The organism is Gemmatimonas sp. (genome assembly GCF_036405635.1).
Lineage (GTDB): Bacteria > Gemmatimonadota > Gemmatimonadetes > Gemmatimonadales > Gemmatimonadaceae > Gemmatimonas.
In genome coordinates, this window is the sequence record NZ_DASWXE010000196.1 from 23,701 (window position 1) to 43,126 (window position 19,426).

Sequence of the window (19,426 nt, forward strand, 5' to 3'; positions counted from 1 at the left end):
AGTCCTGCCACCAGCGGAGCCGCCGCCACCGCTCCGGAGGCGGTAGATTGGCTCGGCTCGCAACAGTGCGACGTTCCCGCCCGCTCCCTCAGCCTGCGCCTCCCAGGTATCCCATGGAACAGAAGACGGCTCACGACTTCGATCAGGAACTCCTGATCCTGTTCGACGCGTATGTGCACGGCGGCATCGACCGCCGCACGTTTCTCGACAAGGCGGCCAAGTATGCGGTGGGTGGTGTCACCGCCGCGATGCTGCTCGAACAGTTGAGTCCCAAGTTTTTGGAGGCGCAGGTCATCAAGCCGGGTGACTCGCGCATCGAACAGGAACACATCGAGTTTCCGTCGCCCAATGGCTATGGCACCATGCGCGGGTATCTGGCGCGCCCCACGGGAGCGTCGGGCAAGGCCCCGGGTGTGCTCGTCATTCACGAGAATCGTGGACTCAATCCCCATATCGAAGACATCGCACGGCGCCTGGCGGTCGACGGATTCGTGGCCTTCGCGCCCGATGCCCTCTTTCCGTTGGGTGGCTATCCCGGCGACGAAGAGAAGGCGCGCGAACTCTTCCCCAAGCTTGAACAACCCAAGACGCAGCAGGACTTCATCGCGGCGTCGCGCTTCCTCGCAAAGCGCCCGGAGTGCAACGGGAAGATCGGCGCCGTCGGTTTCTGCTACGGCGGCGGCATGGTGAACTTCCTCGCCACACAACTCGGTACAGAACTCTCGGCTGGCGTGGCCTTCTATGGCTCGTCACCGAACCTCGCAGACGTGCCGAAGATCAAGGCGCCGTTGATGATTCAGTCTGCTGAGAACGATCCCCGTATCAATGCGGCATGGCCGGACTTCGAAAACGCACTGAAGACCGCCAAGGTGTCCTATGAGCGACACCTGTACCCCGGCACCCAGCACGGCTTCAACAACGACACCACACCGCGCTATGACGCTGCAGCGGCGAAGCTGGCCTGGGGGCGTACGGTGACCTTCTTCCGTCAGCACGTACGCTGATCACATACGGACGTCGTGTGCAGGGAGAACCTCCCCGATTCCCTGAATTCCCTGCACGCACGACCCGTGCACTCAACCGTTCAAGGCGTTGATTGGTTGTGCTTTACAGAATGAGAGCGACTGGCACGCGGGTTGCCTTATAGAGAACCGACTGGAAGACGCGCCGTCATGCCAGCGTTCAATAGGTAAATCCTTTGTGCCAGGAGGCCATATGACGAACCAACTCTCTGCCGGATTCGCGGGACTTTCCATTGCGGCCATCGTGCTCACGACGTCGGTCGGTGCCAAGCCCGCTCCGGTGCCGCCCATCAAGGCGGCGTGCTCTGCGACGGTCTCACAGGCGGTGTCGGTACGTCCGGGCGAGCAGGAAGTAACGGTCACGCTCTCCGAAGAGCTGATGGAACAGCCCAAGGCTGATGTGGCGCGTGAGAGCAACCTCAAGGTGAGCTCGGTGACCAAGGGCGCCGACAACAAGAACTACACGCTCAAGGTGGATGCCAGCAATGCCGCGGCGGGTGCATGGGCCCTGACTCTCACGGCCGGCGCGACCACTTGCGCCGGTGAAGTAAAGGTCACGCCGGCGGAATGATCGACGCTCCGGCTTCGGCCGGTGTCATTCCCCAGCTGACTCGTGAGGGACACCGTGGCGTCGGTCGTCGGAGCGCTCGTTCAGCGCCCCGGCGGCTCGACGCCTCGTTCGCGTGGACGTTCGATGATTGGCACCGGCGAAGAGGCCGGGCGAGACGGACGTGAAAGGTCGATCGCCTTGAGACGCTCCAGTTCAGAGCGCAACGTGGCGATCTGCACTTCTCGCTCGCGCAAGTCGGTTTCGAGTCTCGCCACGAGACGCTGCAGCAGCACCCGCTCACCCTCCGTGGCCGTGCTCGCAGACTCGAGCCGTTGTTGCTCAGCGCGCATGCGCTGCACCGTGTCGCTCTGCTGACGTAGGGAATCGCGCAGCGAATCCAGCACTATGCGATGGGTGTCACGCTCCTGCAAAATGAGTTGCAAGAGTTGCTCGAGGCGCAGGTCCCCCTCTGGCACCTTTTCCGTGCCCATATACAAACGCGATGCCCGCAGCAGCTCCAGGGCGCGTCCGGGATCCCAGGTCGCACTGTCCGGCATTGAATGAATACGGGCGACGCGCCTGACCGCCTCGACGTCCCGCAGCAGCATGGAGTCACGCTGGAAGGTATTCGCCGCGACCTGCCACTGGCCCGCCTTGACCTGCTGCTGAAAAGCACTGCGTGCACACCCGGTGGACATCAGCAACGCGGCGGCCAGTGCCGCCTGCACACGATACATGGCATTCATGCTGCCACCTCCTTGCGGCCAATGCCGTCTGCGTGAGTCGCCCCCGGCAATTCGACAACGAACACACTCCCTCCTCCTTCTCGTGGCAGCACGCCGATGCGACCACGATGCGCGTTGACGACCTCGCGGCAGATCGTGAGCCCCAACCCCGTGCCACGCCCCGTCACGGCGCGTCCCGCCGGAGTCTGGTAGAACCGTTCGAAAATGCGCTCGGCATCCTGCCGCGACACCCCCGGGCCGCGATCCGCGACCGACAACGTCAGGTGTGATCCGTCCACTGTGGCGTCCACTGACACCACTTCGCCACGCGGGGAAAACTTCACGGCATTCTCCAGCAGATTGTCAACGAGCTGACGGATGCGATCGGCATCGGCATGCACCACCGCCGAGGAACCCGGAGAGCGAAGCAGGCGCACACGCACCTCACGTTCTCGCCCCGCGGCGTCGGCATGTTGCACCGCATTCTCCAGCATGACCTGCACCGGAATGCGCTCACATTGCAGCGGCAATCCGGACTCGATGCGCGACAGCTCCAACAGCTTGGCGATCATCACGCCCAGGCGATCGGCACTCTCCCGTTGCAGCACGAGCACACGCCGCTGCGAATCGGTGAGTGGACCTGGTACTTCGTCCAGCAGCAACGAAGTGGTTTCTCGCAGCGACGCCAAGGGTGACTTGAGATCGTGTGACACGTTCGACACGAACTCGTGCTTCATCTTGTCCAGGTCACCCAGGCGTGCCGTCATGGCATTGAAGGCTGATGCCACCTGTCGGAACTCGTCACTCCACTCCAGCTGCAAACGATGGTCGAACTGCCCGCGTCCCACCGATCGCGTCCCCGCGCTCAGTGCGCGCAGCGGCTTGGTGATGGACCGTCGGAGCAGCAGCCCCGAAATGAGCGCCACCAACAGCGCCGCGCCGGCCGCGATCCAGGACACACGCTCCGCATTGTCCGCCGATACCCGTGCCGTTGCGGCTCCGTCGCGCATAGCCGTCTGCGCCGCATCGCCCAGCGCATCCACCGATGCTCGCAGGGTATCGAGCGCCTGCCGCATCTCGGCCAACGCCGCGGCTTGTGCAGAGGCGCGGGCGGCTGGCCGGTCCTGACGGTCGGCGACCTCGTTCACGCGATCCCATGCGGTGGCCACGCGGGACATGGCGTCTCGCTCGCCATCATTGACCGGCAGTGCCAGCAATGCGGTCAGCTCCGCCGAAAACTCTTCCCGCAATGACGTGGACTTGGCCAGATAGCCTCGATCTCGGGTCACCGCATACTTGGCGAGCGTCTCATCCAGCGTGGCAATCCGTTCGTTCTGGCGGGCCTGCGCCAGTACGACGCGTGTGGATACTTCGGTCAGGCGCTCGGTGGTGCGTACCACGCGGTGCAGGGCCCGGAGGTGATAGAGTTCCACTGCGCCGAGCAGCAACACGTTGAGGCCCAGCACCAACCAGAGTCGTCGGGCTACCGTCATACCGGCCTCACCCGTCGAGCGCCCAGCTGCGCAGCTTGTTGCGGATGGTCTTCACGTCGAGACCCAACTGACGTGCCGCTTCCGCCTTGTTGTTGCCCGTGCGCTCCAGTGTGGTGCGGATGAGCAGGCGTTCTGCTTCGGCCAGCGTGGTATGGGCCGGCAATTCCAGCGCCTGACTCATCGTACGCGACGTGCCGATGTGCGGCGGGAGGTGCGACGGCTCAATCCAGCCGTGCTTCGCGATCACCACCGATCGCTCTATCACGTTGCGGAGTTCGCGCACGTTGCCGGGCCAATGCCATGCCTGCAGCCGTTCCACCGCGGTCTCACGCATGGCTTGCACGTCGGCACCGTGTTTCTGGTTGAACAGATGAATGAAGTGCCGCGTGAGCAAGGGAATGTCCTCCACGCGGTCACGGAGCGGCGGCAGCACGATGCTGAACACGTTCAGGCGGTACATGAGGTCAGATCGCAGCTGCCCGTCGTTCACTGCTGCCATGGGATCGCGGTTGGTGGCCGCAATGACGCGCACGTCGAACGATGCCTCCCGCGCGGAGCCAAGGCGCCGCACGCGACCGTCTTCCAACACTCGCAGCAGTTTTGGCTGGAGGGCCATTGGCATCTCGGCCAGTTCGTCCAGCATCAGCGTACCGCCGTCTGCCTGCTCGAAACACCCGGGGCGCGAGCTCACGGCACCCGTGAACGCGCCGCGCTCATGACCGAAGATCTCCGATTCCATGAGCCCCTCTGGAATCGCCGCAGCATTGATGGCCACAAAAGGCTTCGCCGATCGTGAGCTCATGTCATGGATGGTACGCGCCGCGACCTCCTTGCCCGTACCACTCTCACCGGAGATCAGTGCCGCCGCGTCGCTCGACGCGATCAAGGCCAACTGGGCACGCACCTCGCGCATCGCAGCACTCGGCCCGATCAGGCCTCCCGCCGCCGGCTCCTGCAGGGCCTCGTCCAGCGACCTGGCCGCATGACGCTCCCGCTGGTCGCTACGCACCGACTCCAGCACGGCGCGCAGCGTGGCCGTATCGATCGGCTTGGTCAGAAAGTCTGTCGCACCCGCCTTCATGGCTTCCACCGCCGCATCGACATTGGCATGGGCCGTAATGAGCACCACGGGAAGGCTCGCATCGCGTGCTTTGAAACGTCGCAGCAGGTCGAGACCGGACAGCCCCGGCAGTACGACATCGCTCAGCACCAGATCCGGTTCGGAAGCCTGCAGTACAGCCTCGGCCTCCGGCACATCGCCAGCCGTGGCCACACGATAGCCCCAACTCGTCAGGCGCTGGGACAGCACCTCACGCAGCGCAGGTTCATCGTCGACAACGAGTACGTACATGGATACACGGGTTCAGGGAACGATCGCAGCGTAGTACCCACGTGCGGGCCGAATGGAGACCGTGAATCCGCCGTGCGTTACGTGTTATGGTGACGTCCCGCACACACTGGCGCCTGGAATGAATACTCGACGCGCACCATCGCACTCATGTCGTGATTCGACGGTCATCGACATGCTGTGCCAGTTCGCCTTCGACGACTTTCGCAGACCCGGTGGCCCGCTCGGACAGAAGTGGCTCCGCGATCCGCGCACATTCACCGCCGAGGACTTCGCGCAGCTTCGCGATTCCGGTGTGAGTATGCTCGCACTCGGTAGTGGACCTGGAAGCTATGACGACGCCATGCGCTACGCGCAGTGGAATGGCTTCATCGCGTCCAACAGCCAGTGGTTCACCCGCATCGATGACGCCACGGATTGCGCTCAGTGAAAGCGTCCGGGAAAGTGGGTGTCATGCTCACTGCGCAGATCTCTGATCATTTTCGTACCGCCGCCGATGTGAACACGTTTTACGGGATGGCACATGTGCATGGGCTGAATCACCCCAAGCGTGTCTTCGATCTCACCGAGGCCATGGTGCAGCGCAAGCACTCCGATGCGAACATTCGCCTGCTGCTCGGCGGCAGCTTCACACGTGTGCTGACGGACGTTTGGGAGTAACCGGAGAGAGCAGGGTTGGCCCGTACGAATGCGCACGCCATTTTGAACGCAGGAGGTGACACCATGAGCTCGACCGAACGTCCGCTGATTGTCTGTGCGATCGCTGGCAGCCTGCGTCAGGCATCGTACAATCGCGCGTTACTGCGTGCCGCGCAGGAGCTGGCCCCGGCCGGCATGGAGATCCGCATTTTTGACCGGGTGGGCGAGCTCCCGCTGTTCGATCAGGATCTCGAAGTACAGGGCGATCCCGAACCCGTCGTCGCCATGCGGCAAGCCATCGCCGAAGCCGATGCCCTGCTCATTGCCACCCCGGAATACAACCACGGGGTGCCTGGCGTACTCAAGAACGCCATCGACTGGGCGTCTCGGCCGCCTCGCGGGGCCGTCCTGGCCGGCAAGCCAACGGCCATTCTCGGCGCCAGCCCAGGCGTGACCGGCACCGCCAGGGCTCAGTCGCAACTCCGTCAGTCTTTGGTCTTCACCGACACGCCCGTACTCCCTCAGCCGGAAATCCTTGTTTACCGGGCGCACGAAAAGTTCGATGCTGCGGGGCGGCTGACCGACGAAAAGACCAGAGAGTTCGTAGGTAAACTGTTGTCCGGGCTTGCGAGTTGGACCCGTCGTTTGGGCTCCGAAGGCTGACCGGACACGACCTGTGACAAAAGTCCAAATCTTTTCCATGGACTATTTGCAATTTTGCACAGGATGCCCTACAATTCCCGAAGCGGTGAATGCGCACTCGCGCGTAGACAAGTTCTGACTGAACGGGCCTGCCAAAGCGAGCGGGCCCGTTTGTGTTGTCACCGTAGCCGCCAAATGGTGGCGCCCGTCGTGAGGGCGATCACGAGCACGTGGAAGTCGGTATCGTTTTGCAGGGCCTCCGGGCTATTGCTCCGACCATCCGAACACCGAGCAACACCCAGAGGACAGTAACATGCGTACGACCGGCACCGTGAAGTGGTTCAACGACGCGAAGGGCTTTGGCTTCATCACGCCGTCGGACGGCCAGAAGGATTGCTTCGTGCATCATTCGGCCATCCAGGGCAGCGGCTTCAAGTCCCTGACCGAAGGCGAAACCGTGGAGTTCGACATCGTGCAGGGCCAGAAGGGCCCCGCCGCCGAGAACGTCACCCGCTCGCGCTAAGACATCTGAAGGGCGCGCGACCGACAGGTCGCGCGCCCTCGATGTTTCGGCGCAGTTCACGCTGGAGGCATCCAGCTGATGTCCATCACTATGGAGCGTGCATGAAACAAGACATGATCGAGTTTGAAGGTGTGGTAACGGACGTGCTGCCGAGCACCATGTTCCGGGTGAAGCTGGAGAATGACCATGAGGTGCTCTCCACGGTGGCAGGTAAGATGCGCAAGTTCCGCATCCGTATCCTCGCTGGCGATCGCGTCACGGTTGAAGTGTCGCCGTACGATCTGAGCCGCGGTCGGATCACGTTCCGCCACAAGTAGAAGAGTAGGACGCACCGCGGCCGTTTCGGCCGCGCGTCGTTTGTGGGTACCGCCGTGCGCAGGGCCTTCAGTCTGCTTTGGGTCGCACGAGCGAATGCATGACGGCATCCACCGGATGACCGCCAACAATCATGCGCTGCCTCAGTATCGCCTCACGCTTGGCGCCTGACTTCTCCGCCACGCGCTGGCTGCGCGCATTGCCCTCCGCCACCACGATCTCCAATCGATTGAGATTGGTGTTGGCGAAAGTCCACTCCGCCACCAGCAGCACCGCACGGGGCGCGATGCCTTGGCCCATCGCTGTACTGCGGACCCAGTATCCCAGGTTGGCGAATCGATCCACGGCGTTCACGTGGTTCACGCCGCACACGCCCACGATCCGATCGTCGACGTCGACAATCAGGAACTCGTACGCCGCGCCTGATAAGCGGGCGGCGAGGGTCGAGTCGATCCAGTTCGTGGCGTCCTGCTCGCCATAGGCGGCATGGCACCAGCTCATCCAGAGCGCAATTTCAGCTACAGATTCCTGCACGGCCGCAGCCAACGCGGGAGCGTCAGATTGCGCCGGACAGCGCATCGAGATTTGGAAGGGTGTCATTGGCTGTTTCAGATCCGGGAATGCGTGGAGGCTTGCAGGTGCAAAATGTGTCTCAGGTCACGATATTAGGTCATGCGGCTGCTTTTGATTATGCACTTCTTGCCTTACCCGCCAGACTCTGGGGCTGCGCGCCGAAATCTCGGATTCGTACGAGAGGCGGCCCGCCGGCACACTGTCGACGTCGTGGCGTTTGTGCAGCGCAAGACGCATCCTCGGGGGCCTGCGCGGGAGGCGGCCATCGCGGCCCTTCGCCAGGAATGCAATTCGCTCCAGGTGGTGGAGGTCGAAGCAGATCGGTCGCCGTGGCATAGCGCATCGACACTGCTCCGCGGTGTGTTTTCGAGTCAGCCGTTTTCCTCCTGGAGGTTTCGTTCCAGTGAGATGAGCCGGGTGCTCGCACAACGCTTCGCCGAGGTCCGCTACGATCTGATTCAGGTCGACACGATCGCGCTGATGCCCGTACTCCGCTTGCCGAAGGGAATCCCGGTGGCGTTGGTGCATCACAACGCGGAATCGGATCTCATGCGCAAGCGTGTCGGTGTTGAGTCTGGTGTGCTGCGCAAGGCGTACTGCTGGAGCGAGGCGCGTCGCCTGCGTCGGCTGGAAGCACGCGCCATGACCTCGGTGGCGATCAATATCGCTGTCTCCGAAGTCGACAGACAGCGGTTGCTGGAGCACGTCCCACGTGCACGAGTTGAGGTCCTGCCGAATGGTACCTCACTCAAGGCACCTGCCGCCGAGCGCGATGCGGCGCGGCCGACCGTCTTGTTCGCGGGGCCGATGACGTGGTTGCCCAATCGTGACGCCGCGATGTTCCTTTGCGACGAGATTTTTCCGCTGGTGCTCGAAGAGGAACCCGACGCCCTCCTGCGTATTGTTGGTGCACAGCCACCTGATGCACTGATGCGGGCTGCCGCCCGCCATCCGTCAGTCAACGTGGTGGGATACGTGGACGACTATGCGCGGGAATTGGCTTCAGCACAGGTGTTCGTGGCGCCGTTTCGGCTTGGCGGCGGTACCCGGCTCAAGATCCTTGATGCGTTCGCGGCGTCCAAAGCCCTCGTGTCCACAAGCATCGGCTGTGAGGGCTTGGAGGTAGCCGATGGCAGGGAGCTACTCATCGCAGATCAGCCGGGTGCCTTCGCGACCGCGATTGTGCGATTGCTGCGTGAACAGACGCTTCGGACAAAGCTGGTGGAGGGCGCGCGCGAGTTCGTACGCACGCGACACGATTGGGCGGTCCTGGGCAACGAACAAGAGCGCCTGATGCGCATGTCGGTCGATCGGCATACCGAAGGCGCGTTGGGCACTTCATGAGCGAATCCGAGATGCCCTCTCATCCGGTCTGCCCATGAAGCACGGACCGTTGCAAGCCGCTCAGCTGAATGCATTCGAGGCTGATGGCTTCGTCGTGTTGTCCGATTTGTTCTCGGCTGCGATGCTCGATGAGGTGAGGAGCCTTCTGGATCCGCTGTTCAGTCGATTCAACGAGTTGCCAACGCACGTGAGGCGTGATCTTGGGGCCGAACACCGCGACAGTCTGGAAGCCGAGGCCCGGAGCGCGGAAATCAACCGTCCGACCTCACTCGAACCGCGCCTGCGTGCCTCGGGGGTGTTTCGTGTCTGCCGCGCGGTGGCGCGTCAACTGACTGGCCATGCGGCGGCATACACCTTTGATCACGCGATCTACAAGACTCCCAACAATCAGCGGCCCACTCACTGGCATCAAGATCAGGCCTACAGTGGCCATAGAAGGGTGCTGAACACGGTTCACTTCTGGGTGCCACTCCAGGAGGCGACTCTGCAGAATGGATGCATGCAGTTCGTGCCGGGGAGCCATCTCTCCGGGCCTGTTCCGCACGTTCATCACCCCAACGGCCATACGTTGCACGTGAACGCCCCTGCGGAGGAGCATATCCGCGTTTGTCCGGTCCCCATAGGGGGATGCACGATCCACGGCCCGCTTACCATGCACTACACAGGACCGAATGTTTCCGCCGAGATCCGTCGCGCATGGATCCTTCATTTCGGCCCGTGGGGACGTCTCTCGAAGTATCGCCCGCGAATTCTGATCGACCGCATTGCGCGACTCGCCGGAATAGAACCCCGTGCAACTCCCCATGCGATGAAGGCGTCGTCATGAGTGTCTCAATGGCACTGGTCCTGGGCATGGTATGCTTCTTGGCGATGGCGTGGAGCTGGTTCGGCTACCCACTCGCACTGTGGCTGGCGGCCCGAGGACGCTCTTCCGTCCTTTCGTCGGCCATGCCCCAGAGCACCGGGGAGGTGGACATCGCTGTTGTGGTTGTGGCGTACAACGAGGCGACGTGCATTCGCAACAAGCTGGAGAACCTGCTTTCGATTGCCTGGCCGTCGGCGCATCGGGAAGTCATTGTCGTTTCGGATTGCTCGACGGACGACACCGACCAAATCGTTCGCGAGTTTCAGGGGCAGGGTGTGCAGTTGGTCGTCGCACCGAAACGCCTCGGAAAGGATCTCTGCCAGCAGTTGGGCGTGGAACGCGCGCGTGCATCCATTCTGGTATTCACCGACGCGACCACGGATTTGACAGATTCGTCCCTGGTCGCGATCGCTCACGGGTTCTCCGATGAAACGGTCGGTTGTGTGTCTGGCGTCGATGTGCCGGAGACCCACAAAGATCAGGTAGAAGGTGAAGGCTTGTATGTACGCTATGAGATGCTGGTGCGTCGGGCGGAGTCGGCCCTCGGCGTGATGATTGGCGCCAGCGGATGCTTCTTCGCTGTCCGTCGTTCGATTTGTGAGAACTGGCCTGGCAATCTCTCCAGCGATCTGGCGCTTCCGCTCACGGCGCGACTGCAGGGCTTTCGCGTGGTCACGGAAGGAGAGGCGCGGTGCAGCTATCGGGTGGTGAGCAATCCCGTGGCGGAGTTCGAACGCAAAGTCCGAACAATTATTCACGGCATGCGAGTGATCTGGGTGTTCTTCCCGCGGTTCCTGCGTGCGAAGGCGTGGTTTCTCGTGTTTCAGGTAATCAGCCATAAGGTCCTGCGCTGGAGTTTGCCCCTACTCACACTGGGCATCCTGGCTGCCTGCGCACACCTGGCCGCTGATTCCGCCTTCTGGCGCATGATGCTGTCCATGCAATTGCTGGCCTGGAGTGGCGCGCTATTGGCGGTCGGAATCCCCAGTCTCAGCAAGCTGGCCCTCTTCCGGGCACTTCTGTACCTCGCCGTCGTGCATGCCTCGGTGCTGGTGGCCGGCATTCGCCTGGCTCGTGGCGCGCATCAGGTCACATGGGAGCCGACCAGACGCTGAGCCGCTGCTTCGTGCGTGTACAGACCTAGCGGATATACGCCACGGTGCCCGCGATGGTCATGTTGCTGTCGAACACCACGTACTCCACCGTTGCCGATTCCCGGCGAATAAAGGCCGTGCCAAGGTAGTACCCGGAATTGCCCAGGCGGACCAACATGAAGGGAACCCGGATGCTGGGTTCATGGTGCACCACTCTCCATCGTTGATAGACCGTGGCCGCTGAATCGCGGGTCGCTCGGTCACTGCTCAACGCAATACTGTCGGGAGTGATGATGGGGATACCCAACGCCACGCGCCGGGAGCCAGGCCATGGGTCACGCCCGAACTGGCGGGCGATTCGGACCAGCTCGGCTTCGTGTGCGGTGTCAGTGGTGAGGCAGGGTGCCTCGGCTCGCGTTTGGCATGACAGTGCTGACGCATCAACCAAGGCGATGATCCCCGCTGCCAGTCCAAGAATCGACGCGCGAAGAATGCTGTGCATGGACAAAGTTCGAAGTGAGACGCTCACGCCGCGGTGAATACGAACGCAGCGCATCTCAGGGCTTGGGGCGGGTGAGGGGGAAGCTCTTCACCCGTTTGATGCCGGTTTGTGTATCGGTCTCTATCCCCAACACGTAGTCCACTCCTACTTCGTTGATCTGGAAGTCTCGTGAGAGCTCAATCGTTCCCTGCTCGGAACCGTCCGCCGCAAAGATGACCCAGGTGGCGCGCACTTCTTTGCTATCAGGGAAGATCTTCACCCAGAGGTGGTCGGCCACGTCGACAATCATTGCGGCGTAGGGCGGGAGGGTCGACGAAAACTGCATGGTCTTCCATTCCTCCACCTTCTGCATGTTGTCGGCCACGCTGCGCCCCAGCGAATCCACCAACTTGAAGTGCTCGATGTCCTCGGCGGTGGTCGGTCGCAATGGAGCATCTCTTCTGATCGTACCGGTCCGACGTCCATCAAGACTGAAGACATCGATCGCGAAGCTGTCGGCAAGCCCGACATAGGCCTGTGTGCTCCCCACCGCTATCACAGGTTGCCGACCCAGGGGCAGCGGCGAGGATCCGCTCACCGTGTTCGTGATGGACGCCCACCGCTCGGAGGAGGGCAGTCGACCGAGTATGGTGATCGGGTGTCCGTCGCTGTTGGAAAGCCAATACGCGACCGTGGTGCGCATGACCTGTGATCGATGGGGGAGGTCTTTCAGCAGGTCCCACGCATAGCTCAGCAACACACCGTTGGTATTGCACGCCGTACGGTACGCTCGATCGGTAGGCCCTGGTCCTTTCAGGGTGAACTGGCGATGTCGCACGCCTCCGAGCGAATACACGCCGTAGTTACCGCTGTCGAACACGAACAACGAGTCGCCGCACCGCATGAGGTGCGAGAGACGGGCGAACTCACCTGGGCCACGCCCCTGGCGACCTACGCTGTTCGTAAGGGTGCCATTGGCGGAGAAGAATCGGATGGAGGACGACTGACGGTCTGCCACAATGAAGCCGCCATCCGGGGAGCGCGTGACGCCATTTGCATCCCCCGCTGACTCCGCCTCCCCATTGATATCATCCCCGAAGTCCACCGAGGGACGGTCGGCTACTGTCCAACGTTGTCCATCGCGAACGTCAGCCGAGGTAGTTGAACAAGCGGAGGTCGCGAGACCGAGCAGGACGGCCGCTGAGCGTCGGAGGAGGCGAGACATGCACCAAAGTCACACCAAACAAGAACAGGCGCCCGTTTCCGGAGCGCCTGTTCTTGCAAACACTTTGTTATTGCAGCTCCCGGGGAGGGACTCGAACCCCCGACAGGGTGATTAACAGTCACCTGCTCTACCACCTGAGCTACCCGGGAATAACACCTCCAACGGCCCCGTTTGGAGCGCGCCAGAGCCTGATATAATCACCTCCGCCGGCGCCCCAGTCAAGCGGAACCGGCGCACAATCGCCCTGCGGATGGCTCTATGGGGTGCCGGGAAGCACGGTCTTGAGCCAGCGACCGGTGTGCGACGCCGCCACCTGCACGATCTCCTCTGGCCGGCCCATCGCCACCACCCGGCCGCCCCCGTCGCCGCCATCGGGACCCATGTCCACGATCCAGTCGGCCAGCTTGATCACATCCAGGTGATGCTCGATCAGCAGTAGCGTGTGCCCCTGCGAGAGGAGCCGCTCGAACACCTGGGCCAGCCGGCGGATGTCCTCCAGGTGCAGGCCGGTGGTCGGTTCGTCCATCACATACAGCTTCCGCGCCTCACCACGCGCCGTCAGCGCCAGCTCGCGCGCGATCTTGAGACGCTGCGCCTCGCCACCCGACAGCGTAGTGGCCGGCTGACCCAGCCGCAGGTATCCGAGCCCCACCTGCTGCACATGCCACAAGGCCTGCGCCAGCTTGTCCTCGCGCGGAAAGAAGCGGATGGCCTCATCCACCGTCAGCTCCAGCACATCGGCGATGTTCTTGCCCCGTACTCGAACCTCCAGTACCTCGGGCTTGAAGCGCTTGCCGCCACACGCGTCGCATGGCACGAACACATCGGCCATGAACACCATCTCCACTTCGATGGCGCCGGCACCCTCACAATGTTCACAGCGCCCGCCCGCCACATTGAACGAGAAGTGCCCGGCCGCGAAGCCCTTCGTTTTCGACAACGGGGACTCGGCGAACAATCGACGCACTTCGTCGAACGCCTTCACATATGTGACCGGGTTCGATCGCGGTGACTTGCCGATGGGGCTCTGGTCCACCAGCACCACGTCATCGAGATGTTCGAAGCCGGCGAGCGTGGCATAGCTGCCCACGGTCTCGCCCAGATGCTCCTTGGCCGAATGCTCACCGTGCAGCTTGGACTCGAGTGCGTGAAACAGCACGTCGTGCACCAACGTGCTCTTTCCCGAACCGGACACGCCGGTCACCACGGTCATCGCGCCCAGCGGGATGCGCAGGTCCACTCCATGCACGTTGTGCGCACGCGCGCCCTTGAGCTCCAGCCAACGTGGTCCTGCGGCGCGGCGCTTGGCAGGCACCTTGATGCGACGGGCGCCTGTGAGGTACTGGCCGGTGAGCGGGCTCTGTTCCACCTGCGACATCGGCCCGGCAAACACCACCTGACCGCCGTGTTCCCCGGCAGCCGGCCCCATCTCCACCATGTAGTCGGCGATGCGCATGGCTTCGAGGTCGTGCTCCACCATGACCACCGTATTGCCCAGGTCACGCAGTCGCGTGAGCAGTGACAACAACCGGTCGAGGTCGCGCGGGTGCAGGCCGATGCTCGGTTCATCCAGCACATACGTGGCGTCCACCAGCGCGGCACCCAATGCATTCGACAACGTGATGCGCTGCGCTTCACCACCCGATAGCGTGCGTGTCGCCCGGTCGAGTGTGAGATAGGTGAGCCCCACATCGGCCAGAAAGCGTGTGCGGGCGCGCGCTTCGCGCAACACCGCATCGGCGATCACGGCGTCACTGCCACTCAGCGACAGCGCCTCGATCCACGTGCGCAAGTCGCGCACCGGCCACTGCGCCACCTCGGCGATTGTGCGGCCGTCCACGCGCACCTGCAGCGCCTCGGGTTGCAGCTTGGTGCCGCCGCAATCACGACACGACCGCGCTGCCTGATATTGCCGCAGGAAGATGCGGATGTACTGCTTGTACTTCTTTTCTTCGAGCGCCTCGAGAAACGGAAAGATGCCCGTGTAGGCACGCGTCCGGGCGTGCAGCAGCTTCTCCTGCGCTTCGGCAGGCAGGCTGCTCCACGGTGCATCGGCCGACACGCCCAGCGTACGCGCAAAGTCCACGACCAGGCGCCGCTGTTTTTCGTAGCGCGGCGCGGTCCACGGATCGATTGCGCCGTCGCGCAGCGTGCGCTCGGGATTGGGAACGATCAGGCCGAGGTCGTAATCGAGCGTGGCGCCGAAGCCATTGCACGTCGCGCAGGCGCCACGCGGGTTGTTGAACGAAAAGAGCTGCGGTGTGGGCGTGGGCGCCCGCGTGCCATCGTTGGAGCATTCAAACCGTTCGGTGAATGCCAGTTGCCACACTGCCTTGCCCGCGGCCGCTCCCACGCGCTCGGCCACCACGTCCGGTGGCACGATGGCTTCGGTGAAGAGAATGCGCGCGTCGCCGTCGCCTTCAGTGAACGCCGTTTGCACGGCATCGGCGATACGGCCGCGTGCCGAGTCCTCCACACGCAATCGGTCTACGACGATGGACACCTGCTCGCGCGTGGCGAGGTTGAGCGACTCCTCATTCACGTCATCGAGGTGGAGCACCTCGAGGCCTTTCTTCGACGGCACAGCCACACGCACAAAACCGCGCGCGCGCAGGTTCTCGGCGATGACCGTGTGCGACACCTTGCTCGAGCGTACCAGTGGGCAGGCCACCATGAACCGTGTGCCGTCGGGCAATGCCAGTACCGCATCGGTGACCGATTGCACCGTGTCGGGACGCAGCTCTCGACCACACTTGGGGCAAAAGGTGCGGCCCACGCGGGCCCAGAGCAGGCGCAGGTAGTCGTAGATCTCGGTGGCCGTGCCCACGGTGGAACGCGACGTGCGCGTGGGATTCTTCTGCTCGATGGCCACGGCGGGCGAGATGCCCTCGATGCTGTCCACCGCGGGCTTTTCCATGCGCTCGAGGAACTGGCGCGCATAGGCGGACAGCGATTCCACATAGCGGCGCTGGCCCTCGGCATAGAGCGTGTCGAAGGCGAGCGAAGACTTTCCTGAGCCCGATACACCGGTGACGACCGTGATGGCGCGTCGTGGCAGTTCGAGGTCGAAGCCTTTGAGGTTGTGCTGGCGGGCGCCGAGGATGCGAATCGTGTCCTTCATCGCCTGAAAACTATCCGCGGGGCCAACTAGATTCCTCGGTCGCATGCCGCCAGGACCACGAGGGGGCCCCGCAGGCGCCCACGACGACGAAGCCAACGGTTCCGCTTACGACGCACGTCTTGTGCGCCGGCTGCTCACATATGTGCGGCCGTACCGACCGTTGGTGGCCGCGGCCCTGGGCTGTATCGCCATCACCGCCGGCATGCAGCTGGCTGGGCCGATGCTCACCCGCTGGGTGATTGATACGGCGTTTCCGTCCCGGGATGCGGGGCTGGTGGTGCGCGCCGCCGGGGCGTTTGCGGCGCTGCTGCTGGTGCAGTTTGCCTCCTCCTACGGGGAGACGGTGCTCACCGCGCTCATCGGCCAGCGCGTCATGCGTGACCTGCGCCAGGAGCTGTTCACGCGGTTGCAGCAGCTGCCCATCAGCTACTTCGATCGTACACCCGTGGGGCGCCTGGTCACGCGGGTCACCAGCGATGTCGAAGCGCTGAACGAGTTGTTCACCGCCGGTGTGGTCGCCGGGATTGGTGATCTGTTCACGTTGGGCACCATTGGCGTGGTGATGCTGTTCATCGATTGGCAGCTGGCGCTGGCGGCCTTTGCGGTGATCCCGCTGGTGCTGATCGTGTCGCGCGTCTTCCAGAATCGGGTGCGTTCGAGCTATCGCATCATTCGCACGCGGGTCGCGCAGCTCAACGCATATCTCGGCGAGCGACTCTCTGGCATTCGCGTGGTGCAGCTGTTTGGTCGCGAGGCCGATGAAATCGCGCGGTTCGAAGGGCTGAACCAGGGGCACCTCGATGCCCAGCTCAAGTCCATCACGTACTACGCGCTCTATTTCCCGGCCATCGAGTTCCTGACCACACTGGCGCTGGCGAGCCTGCTGGTGACGTCCGGATTTCTTGTGGAGCGCGAGGCCCTCACCGTGGGTACGGTGGCGGCGTTTCTACAGCTGGTGCGCCGTTTCTTCCAACCACTGCAGGATCTGTCGGAGAAGTACAACATCCTGCAGGCGGCCATGGCTGCCTCCGAGCGCATCTTCGCGTTGCTGGATACGCCACCGGCGCCCGGCCTGGCTCCAACGCCGGACCTCGCCGATCGGGTGGCCCGCGTGCGTCGCGCAGGCGTCACCATCACGTTCGACGACGTCTGGTTCGCGTACGAGTCGGGGAGTGGCATCAGCGAGGACCATGTGCAGGTCCTGGCCCCGGACGCCGCGTCGGACGCGCCCCGTTGGGTGCTCAAGGGGGTGAGCTTCACCGTGGAGCCCGGACACTCGCTGGCGCTGGTAGGGCACACCGGGGCAGGGAAGACCACCATCGTGAACCTGCTGCTCCGGTTCCACGACCCGCAGCGCGGGCGCATCCTCATGAATGGCGAAGATATCCGGGATATTCCGGTGGATGTCCTGCGGTCGGTGATGGGATACGTCCAGCAGGACATCTTTCTTTTTGCCGGCGACATCAGCGCCAACCTGCGACTGGGATCGCCTATCGATGATGCCACCTTGCATGCGGCCGCGGCGCGGGTGGGCGCCGACCGGGTGATCGGGCGACTGGTGGGCGGTTGGGCACACGAGTTGGGCGAGCGGGGCGGCGGCATCAGCGTGGGAGAGCGTCAGTTGCTCGCTTTCGCCCGCGCCATTGCGTCTGATCCCTCGCTGCTCATCCTCGACGAAGCCACCAGTGCGGTCGACTCCACCATCGAAGCGCAGATCCAGGAGGCGGTCGCCACGCTCATGCAGGGACGCACCACGGTGGCCATTGCCCACCGATTGAGCACCATCGTGGATGCCGATGAAATCCTGGTCCTGCACCACGGAGAGGTGGTGGAGCGGGGGCCACACCGGGCACTGGTGGCTGCCGGGGGCATGTATGAACGCCTCTTCCGGCTGCAAGCGGGCACTATTGCCCCCCTGGAAAGCTTGCCAAGCGCCGCGGCTTCCGGGTAGCTTCGCAACTTACGAAGGCGCACCCCCGAAGGAGCGCCCCGCGTCATTTTCCCGAGACGAACCACCCTTTCCACGTGCAGCTTTCTGTCGCCGCTGGCACCGACGTCGGACGCATTCGGGCAGGCAACGAAGACAGCCTATATGCGGACGCCGATCGAGAGCGCGGTCTCTTCATCGTCGCAGATGGCATGGGTGGGCACGCCGCTGGCGAAGTTGCCAGTGAAATGGCCGTGCAGATTGTCGCCCGGGACCTCACCGATGTTCGCGACCTGACCAAGGCCGAGAGCGGCACCCGCATGGGTGACGCCCTGAAGGCGGCCAATCGGTCCATCTACGAGCGTACCATCCAGGAAGCCGAAAAGCAGGGCATGGGGACCACCGCGTCCTGCCTGCTGATCGGACAGGGGCGCTACATCATCGGCCATATCGGCGATTCGCGTGTATACCTGCTTCGCGATGGCGTGTTCCGGCAGATCACGAAGGATCATTCCTACGTGCAGGAACAGGTCGACGCCGGTTTCCTGACCCCCGAGCAGGCGCGCTATCACCCCTACAGCAATGTCATCACCCGCTGCGTGGGCGCCAACGCGGCCGTCGAGGCCGACGTGCTCACTGGTGAGATCCGCAACGGGGACCTCTTTCTGGTCGCCTCCGACGGGCTGACGGGCATGGTCGAGGATCCGCAGCTCAAGCGCATTCTCGAGTCCAAGCAGACGCCGGGACGTATGGTGGATTCGATGATCACCGAAGCCAACCGTCGTGGTGGCCTCGACAACATCACGGCCATCGTGGTGCAGGTGATCAACGTGCTGACTGGGCAGACGGGCGAACAGGCTGCCGTCGGCCGCGGTTGATACCGGACCGCTCATGACGACGCCCGACGAAACGGTCGGCGAACTGGCGACGCTGTATCTGGGCAACGTGCTGTACGCCATCGAGCGCTGTGCCCTCTCGCTGGAAGCGGAGGGTAAGCCGGTGGATGCCTCGTTCTATCGCGGTATCGGACGCAAGTTGGCGGAAGCGCATGGCAGGACCCGCAATGCCTCCGCTGGTTCCCCTCCTTCAGGCGACACCCCATGACCTTCGCCCCGCTTCCGCGTCGTGCTGGCTTCGGCATTCAGGGCTTCGCCGTCGCCGCTGCTCTCCTCGGCTCCACGGTGTTCGTGCCGGCCCTGCACGCCCTCGGCACCAGCGTGACCTGCGGTGAAGGCGCGAACGGGGCTGCGACGGTCCCGGGACCCCGATCGGGTCGAGTGACAAGCACGATGGTTGCCGACTCTTCGATGCTCCCGCTGCATCAGTCGGGACAGAGCTTCCCGGACTTCCTCGCAGCGGCAAAGGCCCGTCGCGAAGGCTGGCTCCGTATGGCAGACAGTGCGGTGGTCTCCGAGGCGTTGGTGGCTAGGGCGCGCGCCGTGGGTGGTACGTGGCACATCATGGTCATCGCCATCGACAGCTGCGGTGACTCGATGAACTCGGTGCCGTATGTGGCCAAGCTCGCGTCGCAGGTGCCCG

Annotated in this window: 21 protein-coding genes and 1 tRNA gene; 14 read left to right on the forward strand and 8 right to left on the reverse strand. The window is 63.4% G+C overall.

The features are described 5' to 3' along the window. The first annotated feature begins 113 nt into the window (after positions 1-113). Both VGE27_RS15315 and VGE27_RS15320 read left to right on the forward strand, forming a co-directional pair. Positions 114-1,004 (forward strand): dienelactone hydrolase family protein, encoded by an 891-nt coding sequence (locus VGE27_RS15315; protein ID WP_331050542.1) that lies wholly within the window; start codon positions 114-116, stop codon positions 1,002-1,004. Positions 1,005-1,215: 211 nt separating this feature from the next. Beyond that, entirely contained in the window at positions 1,216-1,593 is a 378-nt protein-coding gene (locus VGE27_RS15320) for a hypothetical protein (protein ID WP_331050543.1), read from the forward strand. A gap of 80 nt (positions 1,594-1,673) precedes the next feature. On the opposite strand, the gene VGE27_RS15325 is transcribed toward VGE27_RS15320, so the two are convergent. From VGE27_RS15325 to VGE27_RS15335, 3 genes are read right to left on the reverse strand one after another with little or no spacing between them, the layout of a single operon-like run. Continuing rightward, positions 1,674-2,318 (reverse strand): hypothetical protein, encoded by a 645-nt coding sequence (locus VGE27_RS15325; RefSeq protein ID WP_331050544.1) that lies wholly within the window; start codon positions 2,316-2,318, stop codon positions 1,674-1,676. Continuing rightward, entirely contained in the window at positions 2,315-3,790 is a 1,476-nt protein-coding gene (locus tag VGE27_RS15330) for a HAMP domain-containing sensor histidine kinase (RefSeq protein ID WP_331050545.1), read from the reverse strand. Before VGE27_RS15330 ends, VGE27_RS15325 begins: the two co-directional genes overlap by 4 nt. Before the next feature lie 7 nt (positions 3,791-3,797). Continuing rightward, a complete protein-coding gene (locus VGE27_RS15335) occupies positions 3,798-5,141 on the reverse strand; it encodes a sigma-54 dependent transcriptional regulator (RefSeq protein ID WP_331050546.1) in 1,344 nt (447 codons plus the stop codon). A 118-nt stretch (positions 5,142-5,259) separates the two neighbouring features. Here VGE27_RS15335 and VGE27_RS15340 point away from each other — a divergent pair, with 118 nt between their 5' ends. The 5 genes from VGE27_RS15340 (at position 5,260) to infA (ending at position 7,259) form a co-directional block, all read left to right on the forward strand. Continuing rightward, positions 5,260-5,568: a hypothetical protein gene (locus VGE27_RS15340; RefSeq protein WP_331050547.1), complete on the forward strand. Its 309-nt coding sequence runs from the start codon at positions 5,260-5,262 to the stop codon at positions 5,566-5,568. Between the two features lie 23 nt (positions 5,569-5,591). Beyond that, positions 5,592-5,798 (forward strand): hypothetical protein, encoded by a 207-nt coding sequence (locus VGE27_RS15345; protein ID WP_331050548.1) that lies wholly within the window; start codon positions 5,592-5,594, stop codon positions 5,796-5,798. A gap of 63 nt (positions 5,799-5,861) precedes the next feature. Then, positions 5,862-6,440 carry an NADPH-dependent FMN reductase gene (locus VGE27_RS15350; RefSeq protein ID WP_331050549.1) on the forward strand — a complete coding sequence of 193 codons (579 nt, stop codon included), beginning with the start codon at positions 5,862-5,864 and terminating at the stop codon, positions 6,438-6,440. A 292-nt stretch (positions 6,441-6,732) separates the two neighbouring features. Continuing rightward, on the forward strand, positions 6,733-6,942 hold the full coding sequence (locus tag VGE27_RS15355) for a cold-shock protein (protein ID WP_331050550.1): 210 nt from the start codon (positions 6,733-6,735) through the stop codon (positions 6,940-6,942). 101 nt (positions 6,943-7,043) lie between these two features. Then, positions 7,044-7,259, forward strand: a complete 216-nt coding sequence (gene infA / locus VGE27_RS15360) for a translation initiation factor IF-1 (protein ID WP_012683674.1) — start codon at positions 7,044-7,046, stop codon at positions 7,257-7,259. Positions 7,260-7,326: 67 nt separating this feature from the next. Here the strand turns inward: infA and VGE27_RS15365 are convergent, their stop codons facing one another. Further along, the gene (locus tag VGE27_RS15365) at positions 7,327-7,857 is read right to left on the reverse strand and encodes a GNAT family protein (RefSeq protein ID WP_331050551.1); all 531 of its coding nucleotides are present in this window, start codon (positions 7,855-7,857) and stop codon (positions 7,327-7,329) included. A gap of 90 nt (positions 7,858-7,947) precedes the next feature. On the opposite strand from VGE27_RS15365, the gene VGE27_RS15370 reads away from it, so the two are divergent. Genes VGE27_RS15370 through VGE27_RS15380 form a run of 3 tightly spaced genes read left to right on the forward strand, consistent with a single transcriptional unit; the run spans position 7,948 to position 11,154 of the window. After that, the gene (locus VGE27_RS15370; protein WP_331050552.1) at positions 7,948-9,174 is read left to right on the forward strand and encodes a glycosyltransferase family 4 protein; all 1,227 of its coding nucleotides are present in this window, start codon (positions 7,948-7,950) and stop codon (positions 9,172-9,174) included. A gap of 34 nt (positions 9,175-9,208) precedes the next feature. After that, on the forward strand, positions 9,209-10,000 hold the full coding sequence (locus VGE27_RS15375) for a phytanoyl-CoA dioxygenase family protein (RefSeq protein ID WP_331050553.1): 792 nt from the start codon (positions 9,209-9,211) through the stop codon (positions 9,998-10,000). A gap of 8 nt (positions 10,001-10,008) precedes the next feature. Next, the gene (locus VGE27_RS15380; RefSeq protein ID WP_331050554.1) at positions 10,009-11,154 is read left to right on the forward strand and encodes a glycosyltransferase; all 1,146 of its coding nucleotides are present in this window, start codon (positions 10,009-10,011) and stop codon (positions 11,152-11,154) included. 25 nt (positions 11,155-11,179) lie between these two features. On the opposite strand, the gene VGE27_RS15385 is transcribed toward VGE27_RS15380, so the two are convergent. From VGE27_RS15385 to uvrA, 4 genes are all read right to left on the reverse strand, one after another. After that, positions 11,180-11,311: a hypothetical protein gene (locus VGE27_RS15385; RefSeq protein ID WP_331050555.1), complete on the reverse strand. Its 132-nt coding sequence runs from the start codon at positions 11,309-11,311 to the stop codon at positions 11,180-11,182. A gap of 379 nt (positions 11,312-11,690) precedes the next feature. After that, positions 11,691-12,317: a hypothetical protein gene (locus tag VGE27_RS15390; protein WP_331050556.1), complete on the reverse strand. Its 627-nt coding sequence runs from the start codon at positions 12,315-12,317 to the stop codon at positions 11,691-11,693. 598 nt (positions 12,318-12,915) lie between these two features. Then, positions 12,916-12,988 (reverse strand) — tRNA-Asn (locus tag VGE27_RS15395). Between the two features lie 107 nt (positions 12,989-13,095). Then, positions 13,096-15,960, reverse strand: a complete 2,865-nt coding sequence (gene uvrA / locus VGE27_RS15400; protein WP_331050557.1) for an excinuclease ABC subunit UvrA — start codon at positions 15,958-15,960, stop codon at positions 13,096-13,098. Positions 15,961-16,003: 43 nt separating this feature from the next. Between uvrA and VGE27_RS15405 the strand changes: the two genes are divergently transcribed. The 4 genes from VGE27_RS15405 to VGE27_RS15420 all read left to right on the forward strand — a co-directional run. After that, positions 16,004-17,911 carry an ABC transporter ATP-binding protein gene (locus tag VGE27_RS15405; RefSeq protein WP_331050558.1) on the forward strand — a complete coding sequence of 636 codons (1,908 nt, stop codon included), beginning with the start codon at positions 16,004-16,006 and terminating at the stop codon, positions 17,909-17,911. A 74-nt stretch (positions 17,912-17,985) separates the two neighbouring features. Then, entirely contained in the window at positions 17,986-18,765 is a 780-nt protein-coding gene (locus VGE27_RS15410) for a Stp1/IreP family PP2C-type Ser/Thr phosphatase (protein ID WP_331050559.1), read from the forward strand. Between the two features lie 13 nt (positions 18,766-18,778). Next, on the forward strand, positions 18,779-18,991 hold the full coding sequence (locus VGE27_RS15415) for a hypothetical protein (RefSeq protein WP_331050560.1): 213 nt from the start codon (positions 18,779-18,781) through the stop codon (positions 18,989-18,991). Next, a partial coding sequence (locus VGE27_RS15420) for a thioredoxin family protein (RefSeq protein ID WP_331050561.1) occupies positions 18,988-19,426 on the forward strand: 439 nt, incomplete at its 3' end. The genes VGE27_RS15415 and VGE27_RS15420, both read left to right, overlap by 4 nt.

What these genes read in the sequence shown, in the direction of transcription:
- VGE27_RS15330 (WP_331050545.1), bottom strand. Translation starts at nt 3,790, where the DNA reads ATGACGGTAGCCCGACGACTCTGGTTGGTGCTGGGCCTCAACGTGTTG.
- VGE27_RS15340 (WP_331050547.1), top strand. Translation starts at nt 5,260, where the DNA reads ATGAATACTCGACGCGCACCATCGCACTCATGTCGTGATTCGACGGTC.
- VGE27_RS15355 (WP_331050550.1), top strand. Translation starts at nt 6,733, where the DNA reads ATGCGTACGACCGGCACCGTGAAGTGGTTCAACGACGCGAAGGGCTTT.
- infA (WP_012683674.1), top strand. Translation starts at nt 7,044, where the DNA reads ATGAAACAAGACATGATCGAGTTTGAAGGTGTGGTAACGGACGTGCTG.
- VGE27_RS15375 (WP_331050553.1), top strand. Translation starts at nt 9,209, where the DNA reads ATGAAGCACGGACCGTTGCAAGCCGCTCAGCTGAATGCATTCGAGGCT.
- VGE27_RS15345 (WP_331050548.1), top strand. Translation starts at nt 5,592, where the DNA reads ATGCTCACTGCGCAGATCTCTGATCATTTTCGTACCGCCGCCGATGTG.
- uvrA (WP_331050557.1), bottom strand. Translation starts at nt 15,960, where the DNA reads ATGAAGGACACGATTCGCATCCTCGGCGCCCGCCAGCACAACCTCAAA.
- VGE27_RS15350 (WP_331050549.1), top strand. Translation starts at nt 5,862, where the DNA reads ATGAGCTCGACCGAACGTCCGCTGATTGTCTGTGCGATCGCTGGCAGC.
- VGE27_RS15370 (WP_331050552.1), top strand. Translation starts at nt 7,948, where the DNA reads ATGCACTTCTTGCCTTACCCGCCAGACTCTGGGGCTGCGCGCCGAAAT.
- VGE27_RS15325 (WP_331050544.1), bottom strand. Translation starts at nt 2,318, where the DNA reads ATGAATGCCATGTATCGTGTGCAGGCGGCACTGGCCGCCGCGTTGCTG.
- VGE27_RS15335 (WP_331050546.1), bottom strand. Translation starts at nt 5,141, where the DNA reads ATGTACGTACTCGTTGTCGACGATGAACCTGCGCTGCGTGAGGTGCTG.
- VGE27_RS15405 (WP_331050558.1), top strand. Translation starts at nt 16,004, where the DNA reads ATGCCGCCAGGACCACGAGGGGGCCCCGCAGGCGCCCACGACGACGAA.
- VGE27_RS15315 (WP_331050542.1), top strand. Translation starts at nt 114, where the DNA reads ATGGAACAGAAGACGGCTCACGACTTCGATCAGGAACTCCTGATCCTG.
- VGE27_RS15415 (WP_331050560.1), top strand. Translation starts at nt 18,779, where the DNA reads ATGACGACGCCCGACGAAACGGTCGGCGAACTGGCGACGCTGTATCTG.
- VGE27_RS15385 (WP_331050555.1), bottom strand. Translation starts at nt 11,311, where the DNA reads ATGTTGGTCCGCCTGGGCAATTCCGGGTACTACCTTGGCACGGCCTTT.
- VGE27_RS15390 (WP_331050556.1), bottom strand. Translation starts at nt 12,317, where the DNA reads ATGCGCACCACGGTCGCGTATTGGCTTTCCAACAGCGACGGACACCCG.
- VGE27_RS15380 (WP_331050554.1), top strand. Translation starts at nt 10,009, where the DNA reads ATGGCACTGGTCCTGGGCATGGTATGCTTCTTGGCGATGGCGTGGAGC.
- VGE27_RS15365 (WP_331050551.1), bottom strand. Translation starts at nt 7,857, where the DNA reads ATGACACCCTTCCAAATCTCGATGCGCTGTCCGGCGCAATCTGACGCT.
- VGE27_RS15320 (WP_331050543.1), top strand. Translation starts at nt 1,216, where the DNA reads ATGACGAACCAACTCTCTGCCGGATTCGCGGGACTTTCCATTGCGGCC.